14 protein-coding genes and 1 pseudogene are annotated in these 12,866 nt (G+C 30.2%); all 15 read right to left on the bottom strand.

Annotation, left to right across the window (positions count from 1 at the left end):
* Positions 1-92 precede the first annotated feature (92 nt).
* On the bottom strand, positions 93-407 hold the full coding sequence (locus PZA12_RS10600) for a hypothetical protein (protein ID WP_103699314.1): 315 nt from the start codon (positions 405-407) through the stop codon (positions 93-95).
* 24 nt (positions 408-431) lie between these two features.
* Entirely contained in the window at positions 432-617 is a 186-nt protein-coding gene (locus PZA12_RS10595; protein ID WP_278286310.1) for a hypothetical protein, read from the bottom strand.
* 376 nt (positions 618-993) lie between these two features.
* On the bottom strand, positions 994-1,320 hold the full coding sequence (locus PZA12_RS10590) for a hypothetical protein (RefSeq protein ID WP_103699316.1): 327 nt from the start codon (positions 1,318-1,320) through the stop codon (positions 994-996).
* Between the two features lie 210 nt (positions 1,321-1,530).
* A complete protein-coding gene (locus PZA12_RS10585; protein WP_242984902.1) occupies positions 1,531-2,145 on the bottom strand; it encodes a transposase in 615 nt (204 codons plus the stop codon).
* 32 nt (positions 2,146-2,177) lie between these two features.
* The gene (locus PZA12_RS10580) at positions 2,178-2,807 is read right to left on the bottom strand and encodes a hypothetical protein (protein ID WP_206490998.1); all 630 of its coding nucleotides are present in this window, start codon (positions 2,805-2,807) and stop codon (positions 2,178-2,180) included.
* Positions 2,808-3,042: 235 nt separating this feature from the next.
* Positions 3,043-3,726, bottom strand: a complete 684-nt coding sequence (locus PZA12_RS10575) for an MAE_28990/MAE_18760 family HEPN-like nuclease (RefSeq protein WP_103699317.1) — start codon at positions 3,724-3,726, stop codon at positions 3,043-3,045.
* A gap of 3 nt (positions 3,727-3,729) precedes the next feature.
* Entirely contained in the window at positions 3,730-4,845 is a 1,116-nt protein-coding gene (locus tag PZA12_RS10570; RefSeq protein ID WP_206490974.1) for a DUF262 domain-containing protein, read from the bottom strand.
* A gap of 86 nt (positions 4,846-4,931) precedes the next feature.
* Positions 4,932-5,159, bottom strand: a complete 228-nt coding sequence (locus tag PZA12_RS10565) for an HTH-like domain-containing protein (protein WP_103699319.1) — start codon at positions 5,157-5,159, stop codon at positions 4,932-4,934.
* Positions 5,156-5,383: a YdbC family protein gene (locus PZA12_RS10560; RefSeq protein ID WP_103699320.1), complete on the bottom strand. Its 228-nt coding sequence runs from the start codon at positions 5,381-5,383 to the stop codon at positions 5,156-5,158. Before PZA12_RS10560 ends, PZA12_RS10565 begins: the two co-directional genes overlap by 4 nt.
* A gap of 398 nt (positions 5,384-5,781) precedes the next feature.
* Positions 5,782-6,263 (bottom strand): annotated as a pseudogene (locus PZA12_RS10555) (cell filamentation protein Fic); the annotation flags it as partial.
* Positions 6,264-6,331: 68 nt separating this feature from the next.
* Positions 6,332-6,466: a hypothetical protein gene (locus tag PZA12_RS10550; RefSeq protein ID WP_280634259.1), complete on the bottom strand. Its 135-nt coding sequence runs from the start codon at positions 6,464-6,466 to the stop codon at positions 6,332-6,334.
* 96 nt (positions 6,467-6,562) lie between these two features.
* Complete coding sequence (locus PZA12_RS10545) at positions 6,563-8,026, bottom strand: restriction endonuclease subunit S (RefSeq protein WP_103699344.1); 1,464 nt, start codon at positions 8,024-8,026, stop codon at positions 6,563-6,565.
* A 1-nt stretch (position 8,027) separates the two neighbouring features.
* Entirely contained in the window at positions 8,028-9,500 is a 1,473-nt protein-coding gene (locus PZA12_RS10540) for an HsdM family class I SAM-dependent methyltransferase (protein WP_103699345.1), read from the bottom strand.
* Positions 9,501-9,536: 36 nt separating this feature from the next.
* Positions 9,537-10,073, bottom strand: a complete 537-nt coding sequence (locus PZA12_RS10535) for a Uma2 family endonuclease (RefSeq protein ID WP_181006053.1) — start codon at positions 10,071-10,073, stop codon at positions 9,537-9,539.
* Between the two features lie 191 nt (positions 10,074-10,264).
* Positions 10,265-12,628, bottom strand: a complete 2,364-nt coding sequence (gene hsdR, locus PZA12_RS10530; protein ID WP_103699347.1) for an EcoAI/FtnUII family type I restriction enzme subunit R — start codon at positions 12,626-12,628, stop codon at positions 10,265-10,267.
* Positions 12,629-12,866: the final 238 nt, after the last annotated feature.

Genomic DNA, 12,866 nt, shown 5'->3' with positions numbered 1-12,866 from the left:
TTTGCTAGTGATCCATCACCTGCTGTAGAAGTTATCTCTCCATGATTTGTTCTTATATTTATTACTTCTAATATAATTAAAGTAAAAGTATTTTAATTCTTAAATGCATCTTGGTAATTTTTATTATTAGCTTCATCATTAGCACCTAATTGAAAACTCTTTACTTCATCATATGTAGTACCCATTGACTTACATAATTGATTTATATAGTCCATATTTTCTTCAACAGTTTCTCCAAGTACTTTTATTCCTGCTATTGCTGAATCTATTTTTAATTTTGCTTCTTTTAAAATCATTCCACTGCTGAACACTTTGCTAGTATCTGTTTTTTTTGTTGATGCATTTGTAGAAGTATTATTCGCTTTATTCCATTCATCAATTGTATTTACCCATGTAGGCTCTATCATAAAATGTCCTGTAAATGAATAGTGTCAACCATTTGCACTATAGAAGTTTTCCAAGCTTTGTCTGCTTGATAGTGTTGCAGACTGCTTCATCTGTCCATTTGATATTAAATGACTATAGGTATCATTAGTATCAACAATGACAGCATCATAAGCCATATATCCATTCGCATAAAAATAATACCAATTACCCTCTATCTGTTGCCATCCTATTGCATAATTACCATCGTCTTTATACCACTTCCAACCTATAGAATCTTGTTTCCATTCTGATGCACTTGCATCAACTGGGCTTATTACTGTTATTGAAGCTATAAACTAATAAACTGCTTAGTAGTATTCTTAATTTTAGTTTTTTCATCATTATTTCCCCTTCCCTTTTTTTCTATAGCAACTCCCAACAAGTGTACATTTTGATAGTAGCTAAAGTAATGATATTATTATAACATTTACCTAAATTTATACAATAAAAACCTTCCAAAAACGCAAAAATTTCACCTATTCACTGTCAAATATAAAATTGATAGTGAATAGGTGAGATTTTTATGAAATATGACTTATTGCAAAATGTACACTTTCTGATAGAGAACTACCTCTTTTTCATTACTCGATGTTCTCTCAAACGTCTATAAAATGTAGCTTTCTTTAGCTCTGTTTTCTCTAATAAAGCCTTAAACTGTAGCTCTCCGTGTTCCCATTGCTTAATCAAATTTCCAAAGTTTTCAGGAGGTGTTTTGATAGGTCGGCCAAATCTCACACCTTTAGCACGTGCAGCTGCAATACCCTGAGCTTGGCGTATATGGATGCTTTCATATTCTTTCTGAGCTGCAAACGATAGTAACTGTAACACTACATCTGCAACAACCTTTCCCATTAAATCGCCTTGATGTCTTCCACGTGTAGCAAGTTCAGTCATTCTTCCCTCACAAACACCCCAGGGGCAATGTCATAAACCTATGATTCAATATTTTTACAAAATATAATTCTGAAATCAACTCTATAGAAATATGGATTTTTTTTTCATGATTACTGTTATTGATAATATTAAATTTCTAATTTTGGGTACGAGAAATAAACCTTCACAATGTTTAATGAAAGTTTTTCCATAAAAATATATAATTGTATTTTATAAAGCTCGTTTCTTATTCATTCTATTTACCATTTGAGTACATTTATGATTTTTTCTCTCAAATTTCCTATCAGGTCTAACAGGAATTGCATTCCTTTCGATTTCTTTTTCAATATATTTTAGCATCCTTGAACGTTTCCAAGGATTATTTGTAGCTATCATAGTAATTAGCGTATCTTTAAGTTTGCCAATTAAGACATTAGTATTAACTTTATACTCATACTTCAACCCTTTTTCTTTGTATTCTTCTTCAATTACTTGATTAGCATCTTTTTTTGCTAATGCAACCATATTAGCTAAATACATTGTTGCATAAAAATCTTGCTCTATCGCGATCGGTGTTTCACCTGTAAAATTCTCAATTTGCAACTTGTTTTTTATTTCATTATATTTAACCTCAATTCCCCATCTTCTAAAATAAAGCTCTTTAAAATCCGCTACTGAAAAGCCTTCATCAAATATAGTAGTTATTAAAGTTTCAACAATACCAGAATCTAGATTGAATTTTAGTACTCTCATCTTTAAGGTATGACCTTTATAAGAAACATCTATAATTTGATCAGCATTTGGAGCATTAACAACAACCTTAAAAAATCCAGTACTTACTCTCATTAAATATTTGATTTTTTTGGATTCAATAAACTTTATAAAATCATGCGATGGATACCTCTATCAAACAAGATTAAATCATCATATGTACCTATTTCACACATTTCATTTATTAACTCTTCAGCAATTTCTCTTTCTCCAGTTCTGTAATGACCTAGTTTAGAAGCTATTATCATATCATTTTCTATATCATATAATGCTGAAGCTCGTGCACGTGCAACTTCAGAATTTTGATTTTCAATATAGCCAAATACATTTCTTAGAGTTTCACTATCATGTATTTGTAAAACCGTTCCATCAATTGCTAAGAGTCTATATCCACGATATTTGTTAAAAGGAGTATCATTATAGAACCACTTATTTACCTCGTTTAATAGATGTATAAAAGCCTTAGGCGAAACCTTTCGGCGAGCTTTTGAAAATGCTTGTTTAGTTATTCTTATATCATTTTTATGCACTTTATTAAAGAAGTCGTCCAATTCAATTTGCAAGCTTCTTTTCACAAAATTTAATATAAATAATATTATGTCATTAAATTTCATTTTACTTCTTCCCATCCTTGTAAAATAAGTTTCTATAACTCTGAATTTATATAAAAACATTATATCATTTATAACTTGATTTGATCTTTTTATTCCTTCTTTAAAATTATTAATTTTAGCCATAAAAAATTCCTCCATAAATACTTAGTAATGTATTATTGATTATAGAGGAATTTCCTTTAAAACCGTATTTTCTGAATATTTATTATTACATTTTCCAATTTATCCAAGCTTAAGTTTATGACATTGACCCCCGGGGGTGATTCTGAAGTACGAAGGGCTGAAATTGCTAATTTTTTAGGTAAGATATGAAGAAAGCATTCCAGCAAATAATAATTCTGAAATACTTTCTTCATTTTTAACTAGTTTCTTTATAATACTTGCCATCTTTAGCTTCATCATATAAATAAATTATTAGTTGCTCCATTATTTCAAAAATATTTGACTCAATTTTTTCAAACTCAGTAAAGTCAATAGGTTGTTTTTGTGAACCATGAGCAACATTATTCCTTAGATTTACCAACTTATTGATTATCGTACTTTTATCATCAAATCTATGAAAATCCAGGCCAAACTTGTAAAAATTTTCTTGCAAAACATCGTACATCAAATTTGATTTTGTATTTATTAGATCATTTGTTATTTTAATTTTTTGTTGAAGAAAATTTTGTGTAAACAATGATGTGATCTCTTTTCTTCGATAAAATCTATGCAAATAATCCTCAGCTGGTGCTTCATTTTTGAAAATCTTACATTTTCTATTTGTATCTTCATAAGAATTAAACATTTTGTGCAATGAAGCAGCTACAATATATTCTGTATATTGGTTTAATTCTTTATCTGTTGAATTTAAAAACTGAATGTATAGTTCTAAACAATCCTTAAAAAAGCCTTCAAAATGAGCATATAACATTACTACAAGAGTCTTTATAATTGGTATATTATCATTTTGGTCTTTTAATAAATTCCTTAATGACATATACTCTAATTTTCGCCAGGTTAATGAATCTTCCATTTCTGTTCTGAAATCTTGTAAATCCATATCCTAGCTTTCTCTAATGGTTTTTATAACCATTGCAATTCTTTCTTCTGTATTTCTTTTACCACCTGTTCTGGTTCTAAGAAACTCTGTACTTTGTTTTAAATTATTTAAAGATTGTTTAATGCTTCCCATTTTTTCAGGTACTAAAAGTTCTACACAATTAGCTACTCCGCAAGAAATACTATCATACAAATACATTATAATATCTGATTTATATTTATTCTCACTTAAATTAATACAACTTGAAAATGCATTTTTCCCAAACATCTCTGCAATGAACTTAAATGTTTGTTCAAAATCTTTTTGTTCCTTATCATATTCAAAAACCAGTTCTTTTGTAGTAACTTTCTCCATATAATCTGTTAAAAAAAAGTCTAAGTCCTTTTTATAGTTTTCAAGATTATTTTTAAATGCAAAAAATCTTAAAATAAGTTCTTCATCTTTCTTTGTATTAATATCTTCTTCTCTTAAATTTTCTATAGAAGTCCTAAAATCTTTATTATTACTACAACTTATTATAAAATCATTAAATTCTGTTCCTAATAACCTAATAGTACAATTTCTAACCTCTTGTGGGCTTAAAAGCTCTCCACCGGTATTTAGCCTTTTGAACATGTGATATCTTATGTCTGAATTATTTTCTTTTCTCAATACCTCTACTCTAATAAAATTTCTTTTCAATTTTAATTGGATTGCTCTTGGTAGCTTGCTGAAAGTATATCCATTTAATTCTTTTACAATATCGCATCCAATAAGTTCTAAAGCACTTGTTATTCTATCCTTGCAAAATTCTTTTTGTAATTCTGTGTCCATATCTTCATATCTAAAATGTAAATATGTTGATATTCTTTGAAGTCCATCTATTAATTCATAAACTCCATCTTCAATTTCTATTACAAATACAGGCGGTAACGGCATTTCTAATATCAATGATTCTATAAACATTGATTCTTTTTCTTCTGACCATCGAAACATTCTCTGATATTCAGGATCAATTATCAATTCCTTATTATTATACATGTCAAGCAATTCATTAAACGATATATCTAAGCTTTTTGTTTTTACATTTTTAGCTTGTGTATCTAAAGCACTGATCAATTCTAAGTTATTATCTTCCACTACAAAATCCCCCTTATAAAAATTCAGTTTTTACATATAACATAAAAATATGTTTTTTTATCCAACTCTTGTAATTATCTTAAACCTTATTCCCTAGGAATAACATATCTAGAAAGCTTAATTCCTTTACTTACTTCCGTTGCGTAAGATGGATTTAATCCAGATACACGAATTATATCTTTGGCTTTAAAATTATTTTCAAGAATTATTGATGCATATTTAACTCCAAACAAATGAATATTAGCAACCTGATAACCTTCTGGCGCATTATCATACATTTCCTTTAAAATTCTACCTAATTCATTTTCAGTCATTTCAGCACCTCCATACCATTTAATATTTCTTTAAGAGCTTTTAACTCATCAATATTTAATGTTACCCCTTTTCCCATCTTCTTATGTTCTGAGTCCCAATCTCTAATATCATATTTAGGTTCTTTATCATTCCAGCTGATTAAATTTAATTCTTTCTTCCATCCCTTAGCAGTTTCTGAAAGAACTTCTATTCTTTCTTTAATTTCAAACTTAATATCTGCCATATCAACCCCCTCCCGTAATTAAAGGTACTGTCAAAAATAATATATTAAAAAACACGCTAACCTCTGTATTATCAATACTTTTCAAGGATAAATCATATTTCCCCTAAACACCACTAAATTATGTGGTATATTTATGCTTACATCCTCTTAATGACCTAAAAATCGGAGGTTAAATTGAGGTCAAGGCCAGGCTAAGAGCCTGTTTATTTCAGCCTTTACGTCAATTTAAAATATGATTTATAATTTTGCATGAGGATGATTAATAATAAGTTGTCAGAATATTTTTTTCATAAATCTTTGACACTACCTAATTAAACAAACATATAACAATTTCAGTCATTCTTCCCTCACAAATACCCCCGGGGGTGCTTCTGAAGTCCGAAGGGCTGAAGTTGCTATAAATGAAATCTTGCTATATCCTCAATTGTTACTTTTTCTAATGAATTGAAATTATTTATTAAAATATTCAACTTATCTTCAACTTCCAAAGGAATTGCTGTTTCAAAATCAGCTCCAAGTATTTTATTTTGATATTTTTTAAATATTCCAGCAAGTCCCATGTCATACAAACTTGTTCTATACATTAAACTCCCATGCCATTCCTTTATCATGTCTAAAGTTAGCTTTTTATCTAAAGTATCAATTACCACATCAAATGTATAAAATGAATTTACTGTTTCTTGAACATCATCTAATTTATGAGTACCCTGAACTATATTTTTTTCAAATAAAAGCTGTAGTGCTTCTGGTGTAAAATTGCTTCCTTCTATTTTGTTTTAATTATATATAAAATCATATTTTAATATTTCATTTAAGGAATTATGAAGACCTTTAGTTTCTGTAATACTTGTAGAAATTTTTTATAATCTATGTTTTGCATTTTTACACCACCCTCTTTTTTAATTGAAATTTAAAAATTGATGCCCTGCAAGGGTACCCTGTGTGGAATTATTTCCTCTTTTCAAAATTATCTCCTATTCTCCATTCTACATTCCCCATAACAAGTTCAGTCATTCTTCCCTCACAAATACCTCCGGGGGTGCTTCTGAAATCTGAAGGGCTGAAATTGGTACAACTTTCCATTCCATCCCCTGACCTGAAGGCGAATTCTTAAAGTTAACTTAGTAAACTTCAAAATTACCCCTACGGGACATGAAAGAAATTTACTTAAACTATCCGCTACTTTACTAACTGTGTGCAGTAAGGCAGCATTTCTTCTATCTTGGCTACGATACGTTTTTGTTCTGCTAGTGGAGGGAGTGGCAGTATAGTATTTGCAATGTCTCTCATTACCCAGTTTTTATTTCCTACTCCTCTAGTATTTTTATCACACTGCATTTGAACTACTGGAGACTTAATCGCATAAAGTAAATATTTATTATAAATTAAATCAATGTGAAACTTTAATAATGCTACACTTACAAACAAACTAAATTCTTTATTAGTTTCAACAATAACAGGAATTCCTGTTGTTCCAATCTTTGTTAAGAGGATATCTTCTAGTTCCGGATTGCATCTTTTAAATAAAGAATCGTGCTCTTCTTTTGAGATATATTTTGTATTAGAAAAGTCTATTTTACCTGAGCTAATATCTTTTACTGAAATAAACGGAATTCCACAATCTGTATACTTAGGTGTACTATGAGCTCCATCAGTTAGTTTGTTTAATAAATTACCTAATCTCACCCATTTCCAACTCTCCGGAATCTCAAAAGGCACCTCATCCTCAGTAATTTCAGCAAGTGGTTTTTCTTTCTTAATCTTCTTTTCCTTTATAAGCTTTTCTTTTTCTTCTTGTATCTGCTTATATAGTTCTTCAGCAGTACCCTCTTCCTCTCTTTGCTCCACTAACTTTCCTTGGATTGCGTATTGCAAAATTGACTTCTGCATATCTTCTGGGAACTTCTTATTAAACTCTTCTAATTTAGAATGGGCTGTGCCGTATTTTTCTATATAAGGCATTAAATCTTCTATTTTGGCTACAATACGTTTTTGTTCTGCTAAAGGTGGAAGGGGAACAAGCAAAGTCTCCCAAGCACTTTTATTTATTATTGGTGTTGCAGTTCCTGTAGCAATATTCCTCATATTTAACAAGAAAAACTTGGAATCCATTAAATAATAAATATATAAAAAATCACTCAATATTGGAGTAATAGCATTTATTTGTTGATTATATGTTACATCCATTGTATTAATAGCACATTTGCCAATAGAGCCACCTATACACACTTGTAATATTGAGTATTTTTCACTTACTCTTCCTACTTCTTTACCTTTCTCAGAAAGTCCTTGATTTTCATAGTTTATTCCTCCATTCAAAATATCTCCTGGAGATATAAACGGAATATAATCCCCAAAGTATTCTAGCTTCGATTTTGATGGTGTGTTACCTGTTTGAGTAATACCTAAATCTCGTAACCTAACCCATTCCCAACTCTCAGGTATCTCAAAAGGCACTTCATCCTCTGTTATCGCAGCCAGTGGTTTTTCTTTCTTTATCTTCTTTTCTTTTATAAGTCTTTCTTTTTCAGCCTTTATCTCTTCTATCAGTTCTTTAGCAGTACCTTCTTCTTTTCTCTGTTCAACCAGTTTTCCTTGGATAGCTAGTTGCAGTATACTGTTTTTTAAATCCTGTGCATTCATATTACAAATTACCTCCAAGCATTGAAGTAATCTTATCTAGCACATGGTCTATTTCAGCATTTAGTGATGCTCTTTTTTCTTGATACTGATGAATTAGCTCCATTGGCTCTAAAATCACTTCTTCCTCGTGAGGAAATCCACATAAATCTATATTATAATTTAAGTCTTCTATCTCTTTAACTGTGTACTTCTTGGCTTTTGGGAATCCGTCTACTTCTATTTCTTCTCTGTTATCCCACCAAGTTATTGCTGGCTTGAAATGCTCTAGCTTCATTGGTTTAGTCTTTGAAAAGTTCTTATAACCCTCTGGCATATCTAATCTATAAAACCATGTTTCTTCTGTTTTATGTGTGTTATCAAAAAATAATATATTTGTTGTAATTGATGTATATGGAGCAAATACACTATGAGGAAGTCTGATAACTGTATGGAAATTAAACTCACTAAATAATTTCTTCTTGATATTTACTTTAGCATTATCTGTACCAAATAGGAATCCATCTGGAAGGATGATGCCACATCTACCATTTTTCTTTAATCTAAACATAATGATATTCATAAATAAATCAGCAGTTTCAGAGCTTCTTAAATCACTTGGAAAATTAACCTTTACGCTGTCTTTTTCATTTCCCCCATAAGGTGGATTCATGAGGACCACATCGAATTGTTCCATTTTTCTATATTCTTTGTAATCCGTTTCTAGAGTATTTCCATGGATTATATTAGGATTGTCAATATCGTGTAATAGCATATTTGTTATACATAAAATATGTGGAAGTGCCTTTTTCTCTACTCCATAAACAGAGTTATTATAAATCTCTCTATTTTCAAGGGAATTTCCAACTTGCTTTTCTAAAGCATTTAAAGCAGAAACTAAAAATCCACCAGTCCCGCAGGCAAAATCTCCTATCTTTTCACCTAAAACTGGCTTTATAACTTCTACCATAAAATCTGTTACAGCTCTTGGGCTATAAAATTCTCCTGCATTTCCTGCACTTTGGAGATCTTTAAGGAAAGATTCATAAATGGTACCAAAAGCATGACGTTCTTCATATTCTGTAAAATCAATCTCATCAATTATATTTACTACTTGACGGAGGAGTACACCATCCTTTTGATAGTTATTAGCATCTTCAAAAGCGTACTTTACAATGATTTGATTAATTGGTGTTTCTTCATCTATTTCAATATTTTTTAGGGCTGGGAATAGTTTATTATTTACAAAATCAAGGAGATTATCTCCTGTAAGTGCTTCTCCATCTTTTTTGTCTATTGCCCAATCTCTCCACTTTAATCCATCTGGAATAATGGATTTGTAATTATCATCATATAATTCCCATGCTTCTTCCTTTGCATCATATATTTTTAAAAATAGAATCCAGACAATCTGCTCTATCCTTTGGGCATCACCGTTTATTCCTGCATCATTTCTCATAACATCTTGGATTCTTTTAACAAAATTTGTTATTGCCATTATTTTTACCTGCTTTCATTAGTAGTTTAGCTAAATTTATACTTCAAACAATTCTATTCCATTTAAACATAAGGTTAAGTCGTTAAATATATTCACTTTCACCTGGTCTTCGAAAGAGAAAATATTTTCTTCATTATCAAAATAAACTTTAATAGTTTTCTCTAAATAATTTACTACCCAATACTCTTTAACACCTTTAGATAAATATAACTCTTTTTTTATTTCATTATCCATCTTTATGGAACTTGGACTAACTATTTCACATATAAAATCTGGTATACATACTATATTATTTCCTACGAGTTCAAATTTGCTATCGCATACTATAAATAAATCTGGAACTATAGGCTTTTTTAAATCAGCAATATTTATTGGTTCATTAGGATTAGTTAAAAATAAGTCAGTTTTATCAGGAAATAATCTACAACTCTTACCTCTTAAATAATTATAAAAATTAAAAAAAAGTTCGCTATAAACAATACCATGATTTGGGTGTGGTGATGGACTCATATACTTTACATCATTTATCCATTCTACAGTCATATTATCATCATGATAATTTAAATTAGACATAAAATCACCTCTTTCATTTTTTTTACCGAAATTTTGCATTTAAAATCTATACCTTAAATATATCCTCTAAGTTTATAGACATATCTTTAAAAACTGTGCTTATATAATTAGCCTGAATATTTTCAAAATCATCTTCTGTGTATTGCATATTCTTAACATACATAATAATTTTATCTAATAATTATATAATTTTATGCATAGTAAATTTCATTTTCTAATTCACGAACAGCCTTTTGATAAGCTCCTTTTCCTCCAAAGGCTTTTACTATCTTCATAGGACTGCCAAATCTCGTAAACTCATTAAGCTCAAGTACTTTTGTTTCTTCAATATCCTTGATACCATCACTTGCATATTTATCAAGAAGCGCTTCTAGGACTTGTTTTGCCATATCAGAGTACTTGTATAGATAATGCCTCTTTTTAACATTGTTTGCCCTCTCAGCTTTAGTTAGTGGTGCTTTATCATAAGCTAAGTGGCAGATTAAATCAAAGTCATCTAAATCAGTTTGTTGAGTTTCCTCTTTTATGGCATCTAGTATAACTCCTTCTTCTTTTAATTCATCAATAATTGCTTGTTTTTTATCTGCTTCTGTCCACTTCTTAAGAAAATCATCTAAATTTGCATATTGTTTTATGATATTTTTCTTTGTGTAATCAATAAGACTTTCAGTTATTAATTTACCATCCTTATCAACATACTGAACTCTTTCTGAAAGAACCTTTACGCAGACATCACCAATGTAATATTTCTTAGGTTTATCCTCATCATCAAAGCCATCAGTATTATATTCTCCATCTGTTTCTCTTGCTTCATCTGCATATGGATTGTCACCTTCTCCATATATATCCTGAATTTCATCCGCATCTGGCTCAATTACTGGATCACTTTCACCTAGTTCAATTACTACTTCTGGATTTCCATTAAAATCTGGGTCAGCAAATAATCTGCTGGAATTACGAAAATCCATTATTGTAAAATATGTTTTGCCGTAATCCTCAAGAAGTCTTGTTCCTCTACCAATAATTTGCTTAAACTCTGTCATACTATTAATATTATTATCTAGTACAATTAACTTACACATTTTAGCATCAACACCCGTTGTCATTAGCTTGCTTGTAACTGCTATAACAGGATATGTACTTTCTTCATCTATAAAATATTCAAGTTGTGCTTTACCTTCATCATTATCGCCTGTAATACGCATGATGTATTTGTTATTTTCTCTATACAAATCCTTGTTTTCATTAATAAGAGCCTGCCTCATCCTCTCTGCATGTTCAATATCAATACAAAATACTATTGTTTTACTAAACCTGTCTGTCTTTTTTAAAAACTCAGTAATTTTAGCTGCAATTACCTTTGTTCTCTGCTCAATTACAAGACTTCTGTCATAATCTTTGACATTATATTCTCTATCCTCTATTTCATATCCATGCTTATCAATCTTTCCGCTCTCTGGTCTATATCCTTCAAGGTCTTTATCAAGTCCTATTCTTATTACTTTATATGGTGCTAAAAAGCCATCTTCAATACCTTGATTTAGTGAATATTCATAAATAGGCTCTCCAAAATAACTCTGACTTGAGGCTTCAGTTGTTTCAATCGGTGTAGCAGTACATCCTACATGAGTGGCTGATGAGAAATAATCGAGGATTTTTCTCCATGCTGAATCCTCTTTTGCACTTCCTCTATGGCACTCATCTATAACAATTAAATCAAAAAAGTTTGGCTGAAACTGCAGATAAGCTTCTTCTCCATCATCACCAGAAAGCTGTTGGTACAGAGCTAAATAAATTTCATAGGAACTATCTAAAGTTTTTTTCTCTACCTTAGTCATTTTAGAGCCAAATGGTTTAAAGTCCCCAGAAATAGTTTGATCTACTAATACATTTCTATCTGCTAAAAATAATATTTTTTTCTTTATACCTGCCTTCCAAAGTCTATATATGATTTGAAAAGACATGAAAGTCTTACCAGTTCCAGTGGCACACACAAGTAATACTCTATTTTGTCCCTTTGCTACTGCATCCACAGTTCTATTAATGGCTATACGTTGATAATATCTAGGTTTTTTATAATTAGGAACATAATAATAAGGTTCTAGAGCTGCCTTTTCTTCCACTTCATTTAAATTTTTATCTTTTATATATCTTCTATACAATTCTTCAGGCGATGGAAAGTCATGAAGACTTAGCTCGCGTACTTCTCCAGTTATTAAATTCTGCTCAATAAAGCCATCACCATTTGAAGCATATACATAATAAATATCTAAAGACTTTGCATAATCTATTGCCTGCTGTAAGCCTGCTCCTACTGGATGATTATTATCTTTAGCTTCAATTACTGCCAAAGGAAAATTACTCTTATAAAAAAGAACATAATCAGCCCTTTTTTGTTTTCCTCTTGCAGTAACATTCCCACGAAGTATTATTCTCCCAGCAGTAAAAGCGTATTCTAAACGGACTTGTTTCTTTAAATCCCACCCAGAATCTACGATTGCTGGTGTTATATATTGTGCTTTAATATCTTCTTCTGACAAATCTCTCTTCCCCATTTTACTCAATCCTCTCTTATATTTCATATAGATATTTATAATTCATACATCATTTATTCTTTTACAAATTCCATTATATATCCAATATTGCACCTAAGGTAATTAAAGATTTTATACGTTTTTTTAATTACTAAACTGCCTTTCCATAGCATCTCACACTCTATAACCATTACAAACTCTTTATTATTAGAATAATTTATCATTTTTAATTGTAACACAATACTCGTAAATATTTAAT

The organism is Clostridium beijerinckii (assembly GCF_036699995.1).
GTDB lineage: Bacteria > Bacillota > Clostridia > Clostridiales > Clostridiaceae > Clostridium > Clostridium helianthi.
The sequence above is the reverse complement of the archived record's forward strand: the minus strand, read 5'-3'. Positions and strand labels throughout refer to the sequence as shown.